We start from the raw sequence: 20,817 nt of genomic DNA, 5'->3' as shown, positions 1-20,817 counted from the left end.
CCGCGAGGGCCCGCGGCTCACCCGGTGTCGCCGATCCCCTACCGGCCGGAACCAGGACATGAAGGAGTGAAACGGACTCCCAGTGGACCACCGACCGGCCGCGTTCCGGCGCTACGGCACGGGCGATCCGGCGGGATTCGCCGTACCGCTCCTATTCGGGGCCGCCGCCGGAGCGGGCGCGTGCGGACCGGCGGAGCGCGTCGGGGAGACGGGACTCGATGCGGGCGAGCTGGGCGGCGAGTCCGCGCAGCCAGGTGTCGAGGTCGACCCCCGCCGGTGCGGGCCGCCCCGGCGGGGGTTCGACCGGTGGCTGCGAGGGCCGGGGCGGCGGGGGTTCGCCGGCGCACAGTGCGGCCAGCCGGTCGGTGGTCTCGGCGAGGGCGCGGGCGCGCGCCTGTTCCCGGTCGGCCGCGGACGGCGGCAGCGCGGCGACGGGCAGATCGAAGCGGGGCAGCCACTGGGCGCCGAGGAAGACATGGTGGGCCGTCATGAGGACGGCCTGCCAGTCGGCGCCGCCGTGCCCGCCGCCCCCGGGTTCGCTTCGGAACTGCGCGTACGCGGCCTCCGCGAGCCGCAGCCGGTGCAGGGCGGGCAGCGTCGGCGGGGGCGGCACCGACCCCGGGGGCACGGCGGCCAGCATGGCCACGGTGCCCTTGATCAGCGGGCCGCACTCGCGCAGCAGCCCCGCCATCGTGCGGCGCACCTCGGCGCGGGCGCCGGCCGGCCAGGCGAACAGCCCGCACAGCAGTCCGATCGCGCTGCCGGTGACGACGTCCACGATCCGCACCTCGGCCAGCTGCCAGGACGCCGGGGTGATCTGGGCGAACGCGGACGACACCACCAGCGTGAACAGCCCCTGCGCCCAGGCGATGCCCAGCAGCGGCCCGACCGAGAACGCGACGAGCATGGCCGGGGCGAGCACGGCTGCGTAGGCGTCGGTGTGCCGGCCGAGCCCGATGAGCAGCGCGCCGGCGGCGACGGCGCCCAGCAGATTGCCGAGGACGGCCCGGCGGATGGCCGCCCAGGTCTCGCCGACGGTGGTCCGGCTCAGGGTGAGCACCGTCAACAGCACCCAGAAGCCGTGCGCCAGGTCGAGCGACCCGGCCACCAGGCGGGCCGCGGCCAGCGCCACGGCCATGCGCAGCGCGGTGTGGAACTGCACGGACCGGGGCGTCAGATTGCCGGTGATCCGGCGCCACCAGAGCAGCGGGGTGCCGCTGTACGCGTACCAGAACAGCACCGGCGGCTCGATGGGCTCCCTGCGCCGCCCGTCGAGGCCGACGCGCACGGAGATCTCCAGGGTGCGCACCGACTCGGCGATGGACAGCAGCAGCGCCTGCCGGCGCAGGACGTCCGCGGGCGGCACCTCGCCGGCCGGCCCGGCGGCCTGCCGCACCCGGATCCGCTGGAAGTCCTCGATGGCCGCGTCCATCCGGTGGGAGGGCGGCGGGGCACGGCCCGTGCGCAGCGCGGTGACGGTCTCGTCGAGCAGCGTCGTCACCTCCGGCAGGAGCGAGCGCAGAGCCCGGTCCGTGCCGTCGGCGTCCTGCCCCGCGGTGCCGGCGAGGGCGCGCAGTTCGCCCCGCTCGGTCAGATGGGCCAGCTGCTCCAGCAGCCGGCGGGTGGCGGTGCCCGCCTGGGCCATGCCGCGCATCGCGCGTCCCGGGCCCGCGGGGCGCTGCGCGGGCGCCACTCCGGACAGCCTCAGCCGCGCGCCGGCCTCGCGCAGTTCCTGCGGGGAGAGGGCGAGGTCGCCGGTGATGGCCGCGCGGGCCGTGCGCAGCGCCTCCGCCAGGGCCGCGCGATAGGTCGGGTGGCCGGGTGGATCGGGCAGCACGAACAGCTCGCACACCACCAGCGCCAGCACCCCGACGGTGAGCCCCGCCAGCCGCAGCCCGAGCGCGCCGGGGTCGTACGGCGGGAAGCAGGCGAGGATGTAGAAGAGCTGGAGCGCGGGCGCGGCCCCGGCAGGGCGCGGGCCCGCGACGGCGGCGAAGGCCAGCAGGAAGCCCACGACGAGCATGCCGAGGACGGCCGCCCAGGTGTGTACGGCCAGCGCGGTGCCGAGCGCCACCAGGGCCAGGCCCACGGGCAGGGCCTTGAGCATGACCTCGGCGCGCTGCCGCCCCGACCCGGGGATCGTCGACAGCAGGCCCAGCGAGATCGGCGCGAAGAGCGCGTACAGCGCGAGGACGGGCTCGTCGAAGCCGTACAGGCAGGTGTAGAAGCCGGCGGACGCGGCGAGGGCCACCCGCACCGCCCGGCGCAGGATCGCGGTCCGCCTCGCCTTCTTCGGGCCGGTCGCGGCGGATGCCGGTGGAGCCTGGGCGGCCTTCTGCATGGTCCTCCCGGACGGACGCCACGGCGACGCATCGCGGCACGGAACGGACATGGTGCTGACGTTCTTGATTCTTGCCGGGTACCGGCCTTCGGGCGAATTCCGGGCGGCGGTCGCGATCGCGGGGACATTCGGTGGTACGGGGCATGGAGATGGCCACTCCCCCCGATCCGTCTCCCCCGCCCCCCGGTCGCCCGGGCGGCGTGGACGCCGGTGTGCCGGGCTGGCTGCGGACGGCGGCCGCCTACGCGTGGCGGATCATCGCCGTCGCGATCGTCGTACGGGCCGCCTTCTCGGTGCTCGGGCAGTTCCACCGGATCGCGGTCGCCGTCTTCCTGGGTCTGGTCCTCACCACCGTGCTGCGCCCCGCCACCGGGCTGCTCGCCCGCCGGATGCCCCGTCCGCTCGCGGTGGCGGCGTCCCTCGTCGGCGCTCTCGCGCTCGTCATCGGGGCGCTGGTGCTGGTCGGCGAGACGGTGGCCGATCAGCGCAAGGGTCTGCAGAGCGAGTTCGAGAAGGGGATCGACCGGATCGAGGACCAGTTGGAGGGGCCGCCGTTCCGGCTGCCCGCGGACACCTTCAGCGATGTCCAGTCACGGATCGGCCGACTGCTCTCCGAGCACCGCTCCACGGTCATCAGCGAGGCGGTGAGCGGCGCGAGCCGGCTGGTGGAGGTCCTCACCGTGCTGGCGCTGGCGCTGTTCTGCGCCGTGTTCTTCACGCATTCGGGCGACCGGCAGTGGCAGTGGATCTGCGCCCAGCTGCCCGCCTCGGCGCAACGGCCGGTCTCGGTGGCCGGCCGGGCCGCCTGGCGGACGTTCACCGGGTACACCCACGGCATCCTGCTGGTCGCGGGCACCAACGCCGTGCTCGTCGGCGTCGCCCTGCTCGCGCTGCGCGTGCCGCTCGCCGTGCCCCTGGCACTGCTGGAGTTCGCGGCCGCCTTCATCCCGCTGATCGGCTCGCCCATCGCGCTGGCCGTCGCGGCGGTCGTGGCGCTGGCGGCGAAGGGGCCGATGACCGCGCTGATCGTGGTCGCCCTGATCGTCGTCATCGGGCAGATCGAGGGGCACGTCCTGCATCCCCTGGTCTTGAGCTGGGCGGTCAGTCTGCACCCGGTGGTCGTAGCGCTCGCCGTCGTGGGCGGGGCGATCGCGGCCGGGTTCATCGGCGCGGTCGTGGCCGTGCCGTTCGTGGCCGTCCTGTGGTCGGTCCAGCAGGCGTTGCGCGGCATGAAGAACTAGCTGCGTGCTGCCGCAGTGACGGCCTGGTGGACGGCGCGGGCCACGCGGGCTCCCCACAGCGAGCGCGGGCCGCCGAACGCGTGTGTCTCCTCGCCCGGGACCGGTCGGCGTACGGCGACGCACACGGCGTCCGTCGGGGTCCCCGAGCAGTCGAGACCGACGTCGACCAGTGCCTGCACCTTGGCCTCGGTCGCGGTCATGACGGTGTTGACCAGGGCCGCGTCGGTCAGGGCCACGGGCACCGCGACCACGATGTTCACGGTCCCGGGCCGGACGGCCGTCATGGCGGGCTCGGTCCAGGACGCCGCCCAGCCCCGTACGCCGAGCCCCGCGGTGGCGATCGCGGTCACCCCTTCGTCCTGCCCGCTGCCGTGAGCCCGGACGTCCGCGGCCGTCATCAGCCCGACGCCCGGCCCGTGCGCGCCGGCGTCCCGGGCCAGGTCCGCGAGGTGCCGGTCGGGGTCGGTGCGCCGGTAGCCGTGGGCGACCTGGGCGTTGAGGACCCAGGCGCGGTCGCCGATCCCGCCGCCCAGCACGGCGTTGCTGACCATCCGCCAGCCCTCCCCGGCCCGCCACAGGAGGGCGTTCAGACTCTCGCCGTCCTCCGTGCGGGTCACCTGCTCCACCATCGGCGGCGCGGGTGCGGGGCGGGACGGAGGGACGACGGCGGTCACCGGGGAACTCCTTGCGCGCGGCGGGGACCGGCCGATCGTACGGGACGGGCGGCCGGGTGTCCGGACCGCCCGTCCCACACTCGGAACAACCGGTGTGCCGTCAGCCTCGGGACTCCAGGTACTCCTTCACCCCGGGCGCGGTGTGCGCGTCCTCCTCGTTCACGACGGCGCCGACCGCCTTGGCGTCGGGCTTGAGCACATAGGTCTCGGTGCTGGCGGGCCGGGCCTTGTCGGAGAAGTTCTGCGCGGTGCCGAGGCCGACGTCGACGGCGGACTGCGCGCGGTGCGCCGCGACGACGTCCTCGCGGGCCAGACTGCCCTTCTCGCAGGCCTTCTTCAGGTCGTCGCCCATGATGCGGGCGGCGTTGTAGCCGGACAGCACACCGGCGTCGAGCAGGGAGCCCCGGTACTTCTTCTGGTAGGCGGCGACCATGTCGCGCACGCCGGGCAGCTCGGAACTGACCGCGGGGGCCGCGCTGACCACGTGGAGCAGGGCGGCGAGGGCCGGCGCGGCCGGTGTCTTCATCAGCTGCGGCGCGTAGCCGGGGGCGCTGCTGACGACGGGCACCTTCAGGCCCCGGGAGGCGGCGACACCGACGAGCGAGGCGGTCTGGGCGGGCCCGGCGCTGATCAGGATCGCCTTGACGCCTTCCTTGCGCAGCGCCGAGACCTGGGCGGACAGATCGGTGTCGGTCGCCTTGATCTTCTGTCCGGCGACCTTGAGGCCCGCCTTCTTCGCGGCCCACTGGGAGCCCTCGAGCGCGTTGGCGCCGTAGTCGCCCTCGAAGTAGACGTGTCCGATCGTGTCGCCCTTCGCCACCTTCTTCGTACGGGTGAGGTAGTCGACGGCGGCGATCATGTCGACGTCGTAGGTGGTGCCGAGGACCTGCACGGACTCCTTGTCGAGCAGGGAGGCGGCCCAGGCCTGCGGGAAGGTCAGCACCTTGTCGCGTTCGATGTCGTCGAGCAAGGCGGCCATCACGGGTGAGCCGATGACCTGGGGCAGGGCGACCACGTCGGAGGAGAGGTCGGCGTAGGCGGTGACGGCCTTCTGGACGTCGTAGCCGTGGTCCTTGACGACGATCTCCACCCGCCGGTCGCAGATGCCGCCGTCGGCGTTGACCTCGTCGGCCCACATCTGCTGGGCCTGCACGATGCTCTTGCCGAGGGTGGCGTAGGGCCCGGTGAGGTCGGTGAGGGCGCCGAGCCGGATGGTCTTGTCGGTGACGCCGGGCCCGGTCTTGATGCCGCCGGCGCCCTCACCGCCGCTCTTGGCGGAGTCGGCCTTGGAGCTGCATCCGGTGCCGGCGAGCAGCAGGGCGGCGAGGCCCGCGGCCAGGAGCGTCCTGGTCCGTGGGACGGCGCGGTGCGGGGGCTTCACAGGGTCGTGCGTGGGCTTCACGGGGTCGGCTCCTTGGCTCGTACGGCGGACGCGGGGGACGGGGACGGTTCGGGGGCGCCCGCGGGCGGGGGCGCGGCGCGGGGACGGCGCAGCCGGGCGCGCAGCCGGCGGGCCAGGCCGTGCAGTCCGTCGGGGGCGAACAGCAGGATCAGCACGATCGCGGCGCCGTAGAGATAGCGGGCGGCCTCGGTGGGGCCGACCGTGCCGTCGGAGGTGCCCGGGGCGGCGACCAGCGGCAACTGGTCGGCGTAACGGGTCATCAGCAGGGGCAGCGCCGTGACGAAGACGGCTCCCGCGGTGGCGCCCGCCACCGAGCCGAGGCCGCCGATGACGATCATGGCGAGGTAGTCGACGGACAGGACGAGGCCGAAGTAGTCCGGGACCACGCGGCGGAAGGACAGGGCGAGCAGCACCCCGGCGAGGCCCGCGTACATCGACGACACGACGAAGGCGGCGGAGCGGTACCGGGACACGTCGACGCCCATGACCGAGGCGGCGGTCTCGCTGTCGCGCAGCGCCACCAGGGCGCGTCCGGGGCGGCCGCGCAGCAGTCCCCGGGCGGTGAACCAGGTGAGCGCGAACAGGGCGAGCCCCAGGTACCACAGCCGTTCCTCGGCCCCGAACGGCACGCCCAGCAGGGTCAGTTCGGAGTCGGCGGAGAAGGAGAAGCCGCCGAGTTCCAGCGGGGGCACCGAGCGGCCGTTGAAGCCGCCGGTGACGGAGTCCGCGGTGAGCAGGACGTGGTGGCCGAGGAAGACCAGCGCCAGCGTGGCGACGCCCAGGTAGACGCCGCGCACCCGGCCGGCGACGGGGCTGAACAACCCGCCCGCCGCCCCGGCGAGCAGGACCGCCAGCACGGCGGCCACGGAGGTCGGGAGCCCCGGGCCGGGCTCACCGGCCAGCCAGACGTAGCCGTAGGCGCCGACGGCCAGGAAGAAGGCGTGGCCGAGGGAGAGTTGGCCGGCGGTGCCGGAGAGCAGGCCGAGGCCGACCGCGCCGACCGCGGCGGCCATCGAGAACAGACCGATGCGCAGCCAGAACGCGTCCAGGTAGAACGGCAGGGCGCACAGGACGGCGACGACCGCGAGGGTCCGGCCGAGGCGCAGGGCGTGGGCGCGGGAGGATCGCTCAGACACGGACGGCCGCCTTTCCGCCGAACAGCCCGGTGGGCCGCACCAGCAGCACGAGCACCATCACCGCGTAGGGGGCGACGTCGCCGAACCCCTCGCCGAGGACGTGCAGTTCGGACTGGTAGCCGGCGACGAGCGCCTCGGTCAGGCCGATCAGCAGACTGCCGGCGAGGGCGCCGGGCGGGGACGCCATGCCGCCGAGGATCGCGGCGGGGAAGGCTTTCAGGGCGATCTGCCCGGTGGTCCGTTCCAGGCCGGGGGCGGGGAACGCGGCGAGGAAGACGGCCGCGAGGGCCGCGAGCGCGCCTGCCAGGCACCAGGCGAGCATCCGGACCCGCACCAGCCGCACCCCCATGAGGGAGGCGGCCTCGACGTCCTCGGCGGCGGCGCGCAGCGACAGGCCCCAGGAGGTGTACCGGAACAGGGCGAAGACCCCGGCGATGACGAGGGCGGAGACGACGATGGCTGCGATCCTGCTGTCGGCCACGGTGACCGGCCCGAGCGCGCTGACGTCGTCGCCCCAGGGGTCGCCGAGGGCGAGGAGGTCGCCGCCGATGCGCCGGGACAGGTCGGTGAGGATGACGATGTCGACGCCGATGGTGACGATGGTCTGCACGTGGGCGGCGTGCGGGTCCGCTCCCCCGCCGGCCTGGAGCAGGAAGCGGTCCATGGCGCCGGCCACGGCGGCGGTCACCAGGACCGAGACGGCGAGGGCCCCGGCGAAGCCGAGGTCGTCGTGGAGCACGGCGGTGAGGTAGCCGCCGAGCAGCAGCAGCGAGCCGTGCGCGAAGTTCATGACGCCGGACGCCTTGAAGATGATGACGAAGCCGAGGGCGACGAGGGCGTAGACGGCGCCCAGGGCGAGGCCGTTGAACAGGGTGTCCAGGAAGGTGGTCACGCGGCGTCCTCCTCGTCGGCGCCGGTGCCGAGGTAGGCGCGCAGCACCTCGGGGTCGCCGCGGACCTCGTCGGGGGTGCCGTGGGCGATGACCCGGCCGAAGTCGAGGACGGTGACCTCGTCGGCGAGCCGCATCACCAGGCCCATGTCGTGTTCCACCAGCACCACGGAGAGGCCGAGTTCGGCGCGCACGGTGTGCACCACCTCGACGGCGCGGGCGCGTTCGGCCGCGTTCATGCCGGCGACCGGCTCGTCCAGCAGCAGGACGCTGGGCTCCAGGCACAGGGCGCGGGCGAACTCCACGCGCTTGCGGTCGCCGTAGGGGAGCAGGGCGACGGGGCTGTCGAAGTGCCCGTCGAGACCGGTGAGTTCGGCGATCACGCGGGCCCGCGCGAGGTGGTCGCGCTGTTCGCGGCGGGCGTGCGGCAGGCGCAGCGCGCTGGCCGCGAAGCCGGCCCGGGACAGGGCGTGCCGGCCGAGCATGAGGTTGTCGGCGACGGTGCCCTGGGTGGTGACGATGTTCTGGAAGGTGCGGGCCATGCCGAGGGCGGCGATGCGGTGCGGGGCGAGCCGGGTCAGGTCGGCGTCGCCGAGTCGCACGGTGCCGGACGCGGGGCGGCACAGTCCCGACAGGACGTTGAAACAGGTGGACTTGCCCGCCCCGTTGGGGCCGATGAGCGCGTGGACGCTGCCGGGGGCGACGGTGAAGGACACCGCGTCCAGGGCGGTGAGACCGGCGAATCGGACGGTCACGTCCGTCACGGCCAGTTCGGGTGGTGCGGTGGTGCGGACGGTCACGCGGCTCCCTGCCCCTCGGTGTCGTTCGTGCCGGGGGCGGTGGCGCCCCCGGTCGTCTTCGCGGGCTCCGGTGTCTCGCCCAGGTACAGCCGGCGTACGGCGTCGGTGCGGGCCAGTTCGTCGGCGGGCCCGGACAGGCGGACCTCGCCGACCTCCAGGACATGGGCGGTGTCGGCGAGGGACAGCGCCATGCCCGCGTTCTGCTCGACCAGCAGGACGGCGGTGCCCTGGGCGTTGATCTCGCGGACGACCTCGGCGATCCGGTACACCATCTGCGGGGCGAGGCCCAGGGAGGGCTCGTCCAGCAGGAGCAGCCGCGGGGCGGCCATCAGGGCGCGGCCGATGGCGAGCATCTGCTGCTCGCCGCCGGAGAGCAGTCCCGCGGCCTGCCGGGTGCGTTCGGCCAGCCGCGGGAAGAGGGCGAAGACCCGGTCGCGGGCCTCGTCGACCTGCGCGGGGCGCCGCCGGCCCAGGCCGAGGCCGCCGGTGCGCAGGTTCTCGTCGACGGTCAGTCCGGCGAAGACGCGGCGGCCCTCGGGGACCTGGACGACTCCGGCGCGTACGGCGGCGACCGGGTCGCGTCCGTCGAGTTCCGTGGTCCCGTAGTGGATGCGGCCCGCCGTGACGGCGCCCCGGTGCAGGCGCAGGGTGCCGGACACCGCGCGCAGCAGGGTCGTCTTGCCCGCGCCGTTGGCGCCGAGCAGGGCGACGACCGAGCCGTGCGGGACGGTCAGGGACACGGAGCGAAGGGCGGACACGGCCCGGCCGTAGGTCACGTCGAGCGCTTCGACGCGCAGGGCGGGCTCCGCGTCCGGTGGTGCTTCGGGCATCACGTCTCCTCGGATCCGTGCCGTCGGGCACGGGTGCTTCGGGGGGAAGGGCAGCCCACGACAGCACGCCCGCGACCGGCCGGTACAGGTGTCCGCACGAGGTCGCTGCGTGGTCCCAACGGGGGTGGGTCGGGGTTGTGCCGGTGCCCAGGTGCGGCCGGCCGTGCGGCACCGGGACGGGTCTGCCCTACAGGCTCCTCAGGATCTCCGCCCTGCGGTCCCGGTACTCCTGCTCGGTGATCGTCCCGGACGCGCGCAAGTCGTCCAGCGCGCCCAGGCGGGCGGTGATGTGTCGGGCGGACACCGGCGGCGCGGCGAGGCGTCGGCCCAGCAGATCCGCGAGGGCCGTGCCCTGGTCGCGGGGCACCTGGCGGATCTCGGTCCTGCCGCCCGCCGAGACGACGGCGAGCGTGCCCGTCAGCAGGCCGCTGGTCCACTGGACCGAGCTGATCCGGTCGTACGGGACGTCCTCGACCGTGCGCGTGAGCACGCCGTGGCCGTAGAAGACCAGGCGCCGGTCGGTCAGGGCGAGGACGCCGGTGCCGCGACCGTACGTGCCCGTGGCGAGCATCTCGATGGTCTCGCCCTCGTCCAGGACCTCGGGAAGGCGCCGTACCGCGTGCCGCACGCCGAGGTTCGCGACGCGGAGGGCCGCCGCGTTGACCCGGGTGCGCACGGCCGCGTGCGGCCAGGTCCGGGGCACGGGCGCGAGGAGCCCGCGCCGGCGTTCCCTGTCAGCCATGGCGCCTCCAGCGGACCGGCCCCCCGGCCTCCTCACCCGAGTGCACCATCAGGGGCGCGGCCCCGCATCTCCGTCCGCCGGACGCCCGCCGGGGCGGCCGGTCAGCCGCGCAGCAGGCGCCGGGCCGTCAGGGCGAGGCTGATCTCGACGACATCGGCCGGGCGGGCCAGGGAGCGGCCGGTGAGCTGCTCGCAGCGGCGCAGCCGGTTCAGGACGGTGTTGCGGTGGCAGTACAGCCGTTCCCCGGCGCGCTGGGCGGAGCCGTCGCAGTCGAACCAGGCGGTCAGCGTGTCCAGCATGACGTCCCGGTCGGCCGGGTCGAGGCGCAGCAGCGGGCCGAGCACCTGCTCGGTGAGGGTGGCGCCCAGCTCCGGGCAGGAGACCACGAGGGCCTCGGGGAGGTGCTCGGTGAGCCGGATCGTGCCGCCGTCGGGCGGGCAGATGCCGAGCGCCAGATCGGCCAGCCGGCGGGCGTCGCCCACCGCGGCCAGGCCGGTCACCGCGCCGCCGACGCCGATCCGCCGGCCGTGCACGCCGTCGGCGGACAGGCCCAGCGCCTCGACGGGGTCGCGGCCCTCGTCCGCGTCCCCCTCGTCGCCGACCAGGACGATGCCGTGGTCCACATCCCCTCCTGAGTGCCAGTACACGCTCGCATCGGGTGGTACGGCGGTGGCGCGGACGCCCGTCGGCAGCTGGGGCCGGCCGCCCGCGACCGCGACGACGACATAGCGGCCCTGTTCCGGCAGGCGCAGCCCCTCGGCGGTCTCCGGCAGGTCGGCGATCCGGCTGGCGCCGTCCAGGAGGGCGGCCGCGAGGAGCCGCACCCGGTTCTCGCGCCGCCAGGCGAGCTGCCGCTCGGTGTGCCGGTACGCCTCGGCGACGATGCCGCAGTGCTCGTCCACGAAGTCCCAGACGTCGGTGGCGACGTGCACCAGGAGCCGGACGTCCTCGGGCGCGGAGCGGGAGGTCTCCTCGACCAGCCGCTGCCAGACCAGGGAGCCGCCCAGCCGGAACGCGTGCAGCAGGGCGTCCAGGGGCAGCCCCTGCTCGGCCCGGTTGACGCCGATCCGCCAGGTGCAGCGGTGCGCGGCGTCGCGGGTGCCGCGCGGGTCGAGCAGGGAGGTCACGCTGTGCCGCAGCGAGCGGTGGGCCTCCTCCCAGGTGGCGCCGTGGTCGTGGGCCAGCGCGGCGCGGTACGCGGGTTCCTGCTCGCCGAGGGCGGCCAGCAGCCGGTCGGTGAGTTCCGGGAGGTCGTCGAGCAGGACACGGGCCGCCCGGTGCAGGACGCGCAGCGCGTCGGCGTCGATCAGCGACCGCAGGCGCGGTGTGCGCTGCCGCGGAACGGGCACCGGCCCGGTGCGGATCGTGGCGCGTGTGCGTACGGCAGGATGCATCGCGGTCCTCCCCCAGCCTCGGCTTCCCGGCAGGGCTCCGGCGCCGGGCCGGCTCAGCGGTGTCCGGCGGGGTGCGCTGCCCGTGCGGCGGTCGCCACCCGAATCGTCCTGCACCGAAGGATGGCATACCGTCCGGTCGGTCCCTAGGGGTGTGCAGGGGCATTCTTCGGCCGGGGCGGGTCTCGGGGTGGTTCACCGGTCCTCCTGGCCGACCATGAGCGCCAGTTCGATACGGGAGCGCACGCCGAGGGCGGCGAAGACGTTGCGCAGGTGGTAGTCGACCGTGCGGGTGCTGACGGCGAGGCGCTGGGCCACCTCCCGGTTGGTGGCGCCCTCGGCGACGTACCGGGCGACGCGCAACTGCTGCGGGGTGAGCCGGGCCAGGCCGGCGGCCCGCTCGGTCCTGGACGCGGCGCCGTTGGCGCGCAGCTCGGCGCCGGTCTGCTCGGCCCAGGCGGCCGCGCCGCAGCGTTCGAAACCGACCAGGGCGGCGCCGAGGCGGCCGCGGGCCTCGCGCAGACGCCGGCGGCGGCGCAGCCAGCGGCCGTACAGCAGCTCGGTGCGGGCGCGCTCGAAGTCGCCGCCGGCCTCGTCGTGCAGGGCGAGCGCCCGCAGATAGAGGTCGTCGGCCCGGTCGCCGGGGGCGAGCAGGGCCCGGCAGCGGGCGAGCTGCGCCGGGGCGTGCGGGTCGGCGCCGAAGGCCGCCCACAGCGCGAGGTCGCCGACGAGCGGCCGCGCGTCCTCGGGGTGCCCGGCGAGCACGGCGGCCTCGACGAAGCAGGGCACGGCGAGCATCCACACGGCGAAGTGCCCGCGCCGGGGGCCGGGTCCGACGAGTGGTCCGAGCCGGTCGGCGGCGTCCAGGGGGCGGCCCCGGGCCAGGTCGGCGCGGGCCACGGCCCATTCGGCGAGGGTCGCGGCCTGCGCCAGGCCGTGCCGGCGGGCGATGGTCAGGGCGGTCGCCGCGTAGCCCTCGACCGCGCCGGTGTCGCCTTCGATGGAGGCGGCCAGGGCCAGCATCGCGTGGTGGCTGGCCGTGATGTTGCGGTGCCCGGCCGCCGCCGCGGCCCGGACGCCCTCCTCGGCGTGGGCGCGGGCCTGCGCGTGCCGTCCGGCGCGCAGTTCTCCGTAGGCGAGGTACTCCAGCGCCCGTGCCTCCGAGGCGACGCAGCCCGTGTTGCGGGCGGCGGCCAGGGCGCGGGCGCCGGCGGCGCGGGCCTCCCGGAGGTCCCCGAGCAGCAGGGCCGCGGCCGCCGCCCGCAGCAGGCGTTCAGGCCGGTCCTCGGTGCGGGCCCGGTCCAGCACCCGCCGCAGCGGCCCGACGGCGAGCTCCGGCCTCCGGGCCAGCAGCGCGCGCATGCCGTCGCGGTGGTCCCGGAGGAAGGCGTCGCCCGTCCACCCTGGTCCGGCGGGGGCCTCGCCGTCGAGGACACTCAGACAGGCCGCGATGTCGCCCGCCGCCCAGGCGGCCTCCGCCGCGGACATCCGGGCGGCCCCGGCCAGTTCGGGCGCGTCGGCGGCGAGCAGGGACGCGGCCAGCAGCAGGCTCTCCCGGGCGTCGTCCACCGGCCCGTCGAACAACTGCCGTCGGCCACGGGTGAGTTCGAGATGCCCCCGGTCGACCACGACCCGGGGAGCGGTCCGCGCGCTGCTCCTGTCTGCGGTCATTCCCGTGACGTTACCGGCGCGTAACGCAAGGCGGAAGGCCCGCGTCCGTACCGGGGCGGGCCCGAATCCCGGGCCTCACCTGCGCGTTGGCGGTGGACGGCGGGCGACGGGTCTGTGCCGGCGCCCAGCCGTCGGCGCCGGGGACCGTGCCCCGGCACAACGCGGGGGCGGTGGACGCCGTACGCGCGTCCACCGCCCAAGTGCCGTGCGTTGTCAGGAGGTGTGGGGGCAGTTGCCCCGGTACTCCTCGATGGTCAGGCTCGGTTGCGGCAGCGGGCACAGGAACTGCTCGTAGCGGGTGTCGTTGTCGATGAACCGCTTGAGCCAGGAGATGCTGTACTTCGCGATCGTCGTGTTCGACGTGTTGGGCGTGAAGTGGGTCGCCCCGTTCAGCTCCAGGTACGCCCGGTCGAGGCGCGAGGACAGGCCGTTGTAGAACGGCTCGGCGTGCGTGGCGACCGGGGCGATGGTGTCGCCGTCGGCGCCGAAGATCAGGGTCGGCGTGGTGAGCTCGGGCCAGCTCTTGTCGGTGTTCCACGGGGTCAGCGGGATCGCCGCCTGGAGCGAGGGACGGGTCTTGGCGGCCTCCAGGCTGCCGCCGCCGCCCATGGAGTGCCCCATGACGCCGAGGCGGCTCGCGTCGACCCGTCCGCGCACCGAACTGCGCTCGGTCAGGTAGTCCAGCGCGGCCAGCAGCTGTCGGCCCCGCGAGTCGGGCTGGTCGACCGTGGTGAGGGTGTCGATGGTGAACACCACGAAGCCCTGTGAGGCGAGCCGCGGTCCGAGCCAGGCGATCGACGACTCGTAGGCGGTGAAGCCGGGCGACACGGCCACGGCGCCGAAGGTGCCGTCGCTGGTCGAGGTCGGGTAGTAGATGGTGCCGCCGCCGAATCCGGTGACCGCGAGCGAGGAGACGGACGTCTGCGACACGGAGTACGGGCCGCGCGTCGCCTCGATGCTGGACGTGGTGGGGGCCGGTCCGCGCTCGTAGGGGTTGTCGGCGGCGTGGGCACCCGGCCCGCCGAGGGTGCCGAGTCCGACGAGCGCGGCGAGGGCCGCGGCGGCGCCGGCCAGGCGACCGGTCCGGCGCCGCGCGGACGCGGGGGCCTGCGGACGTGTGGTGCTGTGGGGGTGGTGCACGGGTCGTCCTCTCTGTCGTGGCGGGCGGGAGGCACCACGGGCACACGGGACATGGGGAGTCGGCCGTGTGCCCGCGGTGGGACCCGCCGTGGGCTGGCCGTGCCACTGTCGGGGACCGTGCGGCCCGCGCGGACCGGCAATGTCACCGGTCTTGTGGCGGGCGGTGCGCGGCACCCGGTGGCCGCGGCCGTACGGCGTTCCGCTGCGCGGCGGCCCGGATGCGGCCAAGCTGGGGCGTGCAGGACCCGACCGCAGGAGCAGGGAGCCGCCCATGTCACTCGCCCGTGTCCACAACTTCTCCGTCTCGCTCGACGGCTTCGCCACCGGCGAGGGACTCAGTCGCGAGGCGCCGTTCGGGCATGCCGGGGAACGGCTGCACCAGTGGATGTTCGCCACCCGCTGGTGGCACGAGCGGAGCGGCGACGCGGGCGGGACCAGCGGCGCCGACGACGTCTTCGTCCGCCGGTTCGAGCCGGGGATCGGCGCCGAGATCATGGGCGCCGGCAAGTACGGCTATCCCGGCTGGCACGAGGACCCGGACTGGAAGGGCTGGTGGGGGCCCAATCCGCCGTTCCACACGCCGACGTTCGTCCTCACCCGGCACACCCGGCCGCCGCTCGCCATGGAGGGCGGCACCACCTTCCACTTCCTCGACGCCTCACCGGCCGACGCGCTGAGGACGGCACGGGAGGCGGCGGGCGGGAAGGACGTACGGATCGGCGGCGGCGCCACCGTGATCCGGGAGTTCCTCGCCGCCCGGCTCATCGACCATCTGCACGTGGTGGTCGTACCGATCGTGCTGGGCCGGGGCGTCCGCCTCTGGGACGGGCTGGAGGGGCTGGAGCGGGACTACGCCGTCGACACGGTCACCACGTCGAGCGGTGTCACGCATCTGACGTTCGAGCGGACGGCCCGCTGACGCCGCGTCGCACACCTCCCCTCCTGACACTCGCGTTCCCGTCTGTCACGGCCCAGGCCGCCCCGGTGGAAGCGCCGCGTGTGCGGGGGCCGCGCCGGGGCATCCGCATGTCCGGGAGGTTCACATGAACACGAGTGCGATGGCGTCGACCGGACGGCTCGGACGGCTGCGGAGCGGGCGGGCCGCACGGGGTTCGGTCACGCGGGGGGCGGCACGGGCGGGGCTCGCCGCACGGGGTGTGATCTATCTGCTGGTCGGCGCGCTGGCCGTGCAGGTCGCGTTCGGTGACACGGGCCGGCAGGCCGACCGCGGCGGCGCCCTCGCCGAGCTGTCGCACCGGCCCTTCGGCGCCGTGCTGCTGTGGGCGCTGGGCATCGGGCTGGTCGGGATGGCGCTGTGGCGGCTGAGCGAGGCGGTGTTCGGCGCGCCCGGCGAGGACGGGCGCAGCGCGCGCAAGCGGCTGATGGCGGCGGCCCGCTGCGGCTTCTACGTCTTCGTCGCCTACTCGGTGCTGTACTTCGCCGCCACCCGGCACCAGAGCTCCGGCGGGTCCAGCGACCAGCAGTCCCGGGATGTGACCGCCCGGGCGCTTGAGCTGCCCGGCGGCCAGTGGCTGGTCGGCGCGGCCGGGATCGGTGTGGTGGCCGCGGGGGTCTGGATCGGCGTCCGCGCGGTCCGGCGCAAGTACCACGACAAGCTCCAGCTGGGCCGGATGAGCCGGCGCACCCGTCAGCTGGTGGACGTCACCGGCGTGGGCGGTGGCGCGGCGCGCGGCCTGGTGTTCGCCGTGGCCGGGGTCTTCGCGGTCCGTGCGGCCGTCGCCTATGAACCGGACCGGGCGAAGGGCCTGGACGACACGCTGCGCAGCCTCGCCGAGACGCCGCTGGGGCCGTGGCTGCTGGTCTGCGTGGCGGTGGGTCTGGTGCTGTTCGGGCTGTTCTCGTTCGCACTGGCCCGCTGGCGCCGTGTGTGAGCCGCGCGGGGCGGGAAACACGGGGCGAATGAGCGAATTCGAGATTCCGCAAGGCGACGGCCGGCCCGTGGACGTGTACCTGGACCTCCTGCGCGTTCGGATGGACACGGAGGACTACCGCCTCCTGCGACGCCTGGTGGAGCCCGTGCTCCAGGCGATCCAGGAGGAGCGCCTGTCCAGCCTCGACCTCGCGCTCGACTCCGGGGCCGACGACCTGCCCCAAGAGGTCCGTGAGGAGGCCGCCCTGGTGATCGCCACCGCGGTCACCGGCCGCATGGACAACGAGGTGGTCGAGATCGACGTCGACGAGACCGGTCCCGTTCGCATCGTCACCGACGCCACCACCGCTTCGGACCCGGAACGCCTCGGCGAGATCGCCGACTACATCAGGGAACGGCACAGGGAGACGGAGGAGCTGCGCGGCATCGCCGAGGTCAGCGGGCTCTCCACCGACTTCTGACCCCGGGCTGCCGAGGGGTGCCCCGAAGGACCGGCTGGACCGGCTTCACGGGCACCCTTTCGGCATGTCCTCCGGCGGGACGCGGCGGCGCGCGGAGGCGGCCAGCCGGTCGGCGAACGCGGTGACGAGGCCGCGCAGCTCGTCGGGGCGCTCCACGACGAACGGCCGGTCGAGTGCGGCGAGTACCGGCGGCAGCCAGTCCAGCCGCTCCGCCCGCAGTTCGACGCGCAGCCAGCGCCGGTCCTCCCCTCCCTCGCCCGCCGGATGCTCCTCCACGCTCGCGACGGAGGCGGGCAGGTGGCTCTGGATGTGTGCGGCCGTCGCGTGGATACGCAGGGTCACCTCGTGGCGGTACGCCGCCGTGGCGAACCCGGACACCACACGCTCCGCCGGCGAGGGCCCCTCGGGCGCTGCGAACGAGCCCGGCAGGGTCCGTGCGTCCGCGATGCGGTCGAGCCGCAGGGTCCGGTCCTCGTCGATCCCGGCGTCCCTGCCGGTGACGTACCAGCGGCCGGCGTGCGCGACGATCCCGTAGGCGTGCAGGGTGCGGTGGCTGCGCCGCCCGTCTCGGTCGGTGTAGCGGAGCGCGACGGGACGGCGGTGGCGCACCGCGTCCGCGAGGGTGAGCAGGACACCGGAGTCGGCGGCATCCGGCTCTCCGGGCTCGTCCGTGAAGGCGAGGGATTCGAGGAGGGCGTCGAGCCGGCGGGCCAGGTGCCGGGGCAGTACGCGCCGGATCTTCGCCGACGCCGTCTCGGCGGCCGTGCGCCGGGATGTCGTCAGCCCCGCCCGGCGGCCGGCGACCAGGCCGAGCAGCACGGCCAGCGCCTCGTCGTCGCCGAGCATGAGCGGGGGGAGCCGGTGTCCGGGACCGAGCCGGTAGCCGCCGTAGCGGCCGCGCACCGACTCCACGGGGACGTCGAGGTCGATCAGCTGGTCCACGTACCGCCGCACCGTGCGTCCCTCGACGCCGAGCCGGTCGGCCAGTTCGGCCACCGTCCGGGTGCCGCCCGACTGCAGCAGCTCCAGCAGGGTCAGGACACGGGCGGTGGGCCGGGACATACGTCCAAACCTAGCGGCAATAGAGGACCGATCATGTCCCCTATTTCTCCTAGCCTCGCCGGTGAACGTCTTCCGCACAACGTCTTTCGCACCGCCGAGGAGAGTCCCATGGAGTTCGTCTCCGTCCGCATGATCACCGCCGATGTCGCCCGCCTCGTCGCGTTCTACGAGCGCGCCCTGGGCGTGCCCGCGACCTGGGCCACCGAGGAGTTCGCCGAACTCAGGACCCCGGGTGCGGCCCTCGCGATCGCGGGCACCGCCACCGTCCCGCTGTTCGCCCCCGGCTCCGCCCGCCCGGCGGCCAACCAGAGCGTGATCGTCGAGTTCCTCGTCGACGACGTCGACCGTGTGCACCGGGACCTGACCGGCTTCGTGAGCGATGTCGTCGCGGGGCCCACCACGATGCCCTGGGGCAACCGGTCCCTGCTGTTCCGCGACCCGGACGGCACCCCGGTCAACTTCTTCACCCCCGTCACCCCGGCCGCCCTCCAGAAGTACGGACGCTGACCCCGCGCCCCGCAGATTGCTTTTCGGCCACGGAGCGGCGCCGCGAAGATCGTCTCCCTCTATCCTTCCGCTGCCGCCATCGACGGTGGCCGAGGGACAGACGGGGGACGACATGACATACCGGCGCGCGGCGATACCGGCCCTGGTCGGGGGTGTGCTCATCACCTTGCTGCTGTGGTGGGCCGGGGCGAGCGCCCACGCGCTCCAGTTGCAGGGCGCCACCCGGGCCCTCGGCATCGAGTCCGTCCAGGAGCTGCGCGGCTGGCTCGCGCCCTGGGCCTACGACCAGTCGGTGCTGATCGCGCCCGGTGACGGCGCCGGGGTGAGCGGGACGCCCGACTACTCCGATCTGCGGCGCACCGGGATGCAGATCCGGTTCGTGGCGCTCTTCCTCTTCTACGTCGGGGGCGCCCTGCTCCTGCTGCGCCGGATGCCGCCCTCGCACGGGCGGACGCCCGGCACACTGCTCGCGCTGTGGGCGTGGGGGCCGGTGGCCGGGACACTGGCGGCCGGCGTCTCCACCCCGTGGCTGATCGCCTCGGGCGGGCAGGGCAGCTACCGGTTCCTGCCGCGGCTGGCCGCGGGGATCGAGTCCAGCGGTCCGGTGGCCGTGCTCGTCGCGCTGCTGGTCGCCGGGCTCACGGTCCTGGTCGGGCGCGCCGTCGCCAAGGACGCGGGGACGCCACCCCGGTCGGCGGTGCCGGTGCGCGCCGCACGGCTGGGGGCCACGCTGGGCACCGCCTGGATCGCCGTGTCGCTGCTGATCCTGTCGTACGACGGGGTCGCGGCGCGGATCCACACCGCGTTCGGCGGCACGGGACGGCTGTCCGAGCCCGGCGACCTGCTGCGCCAGTGGCTGATCCTGGGCGGCTGGACGGCCCCGGCGGGCAAGGCGTTCGACGACTGGCTGCTCTACCGCCTGGTGGACGTGCTGGTGCTGGTGGCGGTGTGGTGGGCGCTGCGGCTGCTGCCGGGCCTGCTCACCCGGGTCACGCTCCCCGCGATGGCGGTGGGCGGGGTCTGCGCGACGGTGCTGGCGCTGCTGACCGGCCAGGTCCTGCGCATCCCGCTGGACGACACGCTCGGCGTCTGGGGCCCGACCCACTTCCTGGCCGGCCTCGGCCAGCATGTCCCGGCCGCGCTCACCTTCGGCGCGACGGCGGGCATGCTCGCCCACGTGATCCTGCGGCTCGCCGGCGAGCGTAGGGCGGAGGCCCCGCAGCCGGTCGCAGCGGTGTGACCGGCCTTCAGGCCCCTCCCCCGGACGCCGCCCGGTCCGCGTCGCCGCCCGCGCCGAGCGGGCCGGTGTGGGCGAGGGGGATCTCGGCCTCCAGACGGGGCATGGCCCGGCGGGTCACGCGGAGCACCACCGGGGGCAGAGCCGCGCGCACCGGCTGGGTGAGCCGCAGCCACGCCGGGGCGTAGACGGACGTACGACGGCGTTCGAGGCCGCTGACCAGGCGGGCGGCGACGGTGTCGACCGGGTACACCCGGCGTGCGGGCGGCGGCATGTGGCCGCGCAGTTCGCGCAGGACGGCGTACCGGTCGGCGTCCCGGATCATGTCGGTGTCGGTCCAGTTGATGTAGGCGACGCCCACACCGACCCCGCGGTGCGCCACCTCGGCCCGCAGGGCGTGCGCGAAGGCCTCCACGCCCGCCTTGGAGGCGCAGTAGGCGCTCATCAGGGGCGCGGCGCCGATCGCCGCGAGGGAGGCGATCTGGAGCAGGAACCCCCGGGTGTCGAACAGGTCGGGCAGGAAGGCGCGTGCCGTGTTGGCGCTGCCGGTGAGGTTGACGTCGATGACCCGGGCCCAGGCGGCGGGGTCCGAGGAGGGGAACGGCCCGCCCTCGGCGATCCCGGCGTTGGCCACCAGGGCGGACACGGGTCCGAGACCCGCCCGGACCCGCCCGGCGGCGTCCGCGAGGGCGTCCGGGTCGGTGATGTCGGCCTCCAGGGCCAGGGTCGGCCCCGGCAGTTCCTCGGCCAGCGCCTCCAGTTCCTGCTTCTCGTGGCCCAGCAGGGCCACGCGGGCGCCGCGTCCGGCGATCTGCCGGGCCATGGCGGCGCCCAGGCCGCGGGCGGCTCCGGTGACGACGACCGTCCGGTCGGCGAGCGGGCTGCTGCGCACGGGCGGTCCCTCCTCTCAGTGGTCGGTCGGGGCCGGGTCCGGCCGCGTCACGACTCCTCGGTCGGCGGCAGCGGCGCGTGGTCGGGGTGGCCGTGGGTCCGGCGCTCCTCCTTCATCTCCGCCTCGAAGAGGTGGTCCGTGCCGTCGGCGAGCTCCTGCAGCGCGCTGGCCTCGAGCTGCTGGAAGGGCCGGTAGTAGGTGGCGTTGTAGGCCTCGATGATCTGGAAGGTCCAGTGCCCGGGGATGACGTTGCGGCCGAGGATCTCCTTGCGGACCTTCTCGGCCCACTCTGCGTGGCCGGCCTCGCGCAGCAGCTCGACCGCGCGGTCCAGCTGCAGATCGGCGGTCCCGGTCAGCTGGTGGAAGTCGTAGAGGCGGCCGCGGGCCCGCTCGGTGGTCTCCAGCGCCTTGGAGAGCGCTCCGAGGGCTTCCACGGTCTTGTCGTCGACCCCGGCGGGGCGGGGCCGGATGCGGTCGCGGTGTGCGGAGGCGTCGTCGTGCGCGGTCATC

General features: G+C 74.9%; 19 protein-coding genes and 1 pseudogene. 6 read left to right on the top strand and 14 right to left on the bottom strand.

The annotated features are described in order from the left end of the window. Positions 1-151: 151 nt before the first annotated feature. Entirely contained in the window at positions 152-2,341 is a 2,190-nt protein-coding gene (locus DC008_RS32740) for an FUSC family protein (RefSeq protein WP_108710103.1), read from the bottom strand. Between the two features lie 143 nt (positions 2,342-2,484). Between DC008_RS32740 and DC008_RS32735 the strand changes: the two genes are divergently transcribed. Beyond that, the gene (locus DC008_RS32735) at positions 2,485-3,582 is read left to right on the top strand and encodes an AI-2E family transporter (protein ID WP_425276560.1); all 1,098 of its coding nucleotides are present in this window, start codon (positions 2,485-2,487) and stop codon (positions 3,580-3,582) included. Here DC008_RS32735 and DC008_RS32730 read toward each other — a convergent pair. From DC008_RS32730 to bdeA, 10 genes and pseudogenes are all read right to left on the bottom strand, one after another. After that, the gene (locus tag DC008_RS32730) at positions 3,579-4,256 is read right to left on the bottom strand and encodes an adenosylcobinamide amidohydrolase (protein ID WP_382114547.1); all 678 of its coding nucleotides are present in this window, start codon (positions 4,254-4,256) and stop codon (positions 3,579-3,581) included. The two genes, DC008_RS32735 and DC008_RS32730, sit on opposite strands and share 4 nt — an antisense overlap. Before the next feature lie 100 nt (positions 4,257-4,356). Beyond that, positions 4,357-5,637 (bottom strand): ABC transporter substrate-binding protein, encoded by a 1,281-nt coding sequence (locus DC008_RS32725; RefSeq protein ID WP_108710971.1) that lies wholly within the window; start codon positions 5,635-5,637, stop codon positions 4,357-4,359. A 17-nt stretch (positions 5,638-5,654) separates the two neighbouring features. After that, on the bottom strand, positions 5,655-6,764 hold the full coding sequence (locus tag DC008_RS32720; protein WP_055623164.1) for a branched-chain amino acid ABC transporter permease: 1,110 nt from the start codon (positions 6,762-6,764) through the stop codon (positions 5,655-5,657). A gap of 22 nt (positions 6,765-6,786) precedes the next feature. Further along, positions 6,787-7,686 carry a branched-chain amino acid ABC transporter permease gene (locus DC008_RS32715; protein ID WP_108710102.1) on the bottom strand — a complete coding sequence of 300 codons (900 nt, stop codon included), beginning with the start codon at positions 7,684-7,686 and terminating at the stop codon, positions 6,787-6,789. Continuing rightward, positions 7,683-8,483 (bottom strand): ABC transporter ATP-binding protein, encoded by an 801-nt coding sequence (locus tag DC008_RS32710; protein WP_108710101.1) that lies wholly within the window; start codon positions 8,481-8,483, stop codon positions 7,683-7,685. Before DC008_RS32710 ends, DC008_RS32715 begins: the two co-directional genes overlap by 4 nt. Then, entirely contained in the window at positions 8,480-9,313 is an 834-nt protein-coding gene (locus DC008_RS32705; protein ID WP_108710100.1) for an ABC transporter ATP-binding protein, read from the bottom strand. Before DC008_RS32705 ends, DC008_RS32710 begins: the two co-directional genes overlap by 4 nt. 187 nt (positions 9,314-9,500) lie before the next feature. After that, positions 9,501-10,055, bottom strand: coding sequence for a PH domain-containing protein (locus DC008_RS32700; RefSeq protein ID WP_108710099.1), 555 nt, complete (start codon positions 10,053-10,055; stop codon positions 9,501-9,503). A gap of 101 nt (positions 10,056-10,156) precedes the next feature. Continuing rightward, positions 10,157-11,449 carry an RsbRD N-terminal domain-containing protein gene (locus tag DC008_RS32695; protein WP_108710098.1) on the bottom strand — a complete coding sequence of 431 codons (1,293 nt, stop codon included), beginning with the start codon at positions 11,447-11,449 and terminating at the stop codon, positions 10,157-10,159. A 192-nt stretch (positions 11,450-11,641) separates the two neighbouring features. Beyond that, positions 11,642-12,697 (bottom strand): annotated as a pseudogene (locus tag DC008_RS32690) (helix-turn-helix transcriptional regulator); the annotation flags it as partial. A 633-nt stretch (positions 12,698-13,330) separates the two neighbouring features. Then, complete coding sequence (gene bdeA, locus DC008_RS32685; RefSeq protein ID WP_108710096.1) at positions 13,331-14,257, bottom strand: bis(hydroxyethyl) terephthalate hydrolase; 927 nt, start codon at positions 14,255-14,257, stop codon at positions 13,331-13,333. 271 nt (positions 14,258-14,528) lie between these two features. Here bdeA and DC008_RS32680 point away from each other — a divergent pair, with 271 nt between their 5' ends. The 3 genes from DC008_RS32680 (at position 14,529) to DC008_RS32670 (ending at position 16,609) form a co-directional block, all read left to right on the top strand. After that, on the top strand, positions 14,529-15,176 hold the full coding sequence (locus DC008_RS32680; RefSeq protein ID WP_108710095.1) for a dihydrofolate reductase family protein: 648 nt from the start codon (positions 14,529-14,531) through the stop codon (positions 15,174-15,176). 124 nt (positions 15,177-15,300) lie between these two features. After that, entirely contained in the window at positions 15,301-16,149 is an 849-nt protein-coding gene (locus tag DC008_RS32675) for a DUF1206 domain-containing protein (RefSeq protein ID WP_108710094.1), read from the top strand. A 28-nt stretch (positions 16,150-16,177) separates the two neighbouring features. Next, on the top strand, positions 16,178-16,609 hold the full coding sequence (locus tag DC008_RS32670; RefSeq protein ID WP_055623087.1) for a hypothetical protein: 432 nt from the start codon (positions 16,178-16,180) through the stop codon (positions 16,607-16,609). A 45-nt stretch (positions 16,610-16,654) separates the two neighbouring features. Here the strand turns inward: DC008_RS32670 and DC008_RS32665 are convergent, their stop codons facing one another. After that, entirely contained in the window at positions 16,655-17,671 is a 1,017-nt protein-coding gene (locus tag DC008_RS32665; protein ID WP_108710093.1) for a helix-turn-helix transcriptional regulator, read from the bottom strand. 108 nt (positions 17,672-17,779) lie between these two features. On the opposite strand from DC008_RS32665, the gene DC008_RS32660 reads away from it, so the two are divergent. Both DC008_RS32660 and DC008_RS32655 read left to right on the top strand, forming a co-directional pair. Continuing rightward, positions 17,780-18,178 carry a VOC family protein gene (locus DC008_RS32660; RefSeq protein ID WP_108710092.1) on the top strand — a complete coding sequence of 133 codons (399 nt, stop codon included), beginning with the start codon at positions 17,780-17,782 and terminating at the stop codon, positions 18,176-18,178. 112 nt (positions 18,179-18,290) lie between these two features. Continuing rightward, entirely contained in the window at positions 18,291-19,418 is a 1,128-nt protein-coding gene (locus tag DC008_RS32655) for a hypothetical protein (RefSeq protein WP_108710091.1), read from the top strand. A gap of 7 nt (positions 19,419-19,425) precedes the next feature. Here DC008_RS32655 and DC008_RS32650 read toward each other — a convergent pair whose 3' ends face one another. Both DC008_RS32650 and DC008_RS32645 read right to left on the bottom strand, forming a co-directional pair. After that, on the bottom strand, positions 19,426-20,307 hold the full coding sequence (locus DC008_RS32650) for an SDR family oxidoreductase (RefSeq protein ID WP_108710090.1): 882 nt from the start codon (positions 20,305-20,307) through the stop codon (positions 19,426-19,428). Between the two features lie 47 nt (positions 20,308-20,354). Further along, positions 20,355-20,816, bottom strand: a complete 462-nt coding sequence (locus DC008_RS32645) for a hypothetical protein (RefSeq protein ID WP_108710089.1) — start codon at positions 20,814-20,816, stop codon at positions 20,355-20,357. Position 20,817 lies beyond the last annotated feature (1 nt).

Source organism: Streptomyces nigra, from assembly GCF_003074055.1.
GTDB classification, from domain to species: Bacteria; Actinomycetota; Actinomycetes; order Streptomycetales; family Streptomycetaceae; genus Streptomyces; species Streptomyces nigra.
Note: the sequence above shows the minus strand (reverse complement) of the source record. Positions and strands in the feature narration are given on the sequence as shown.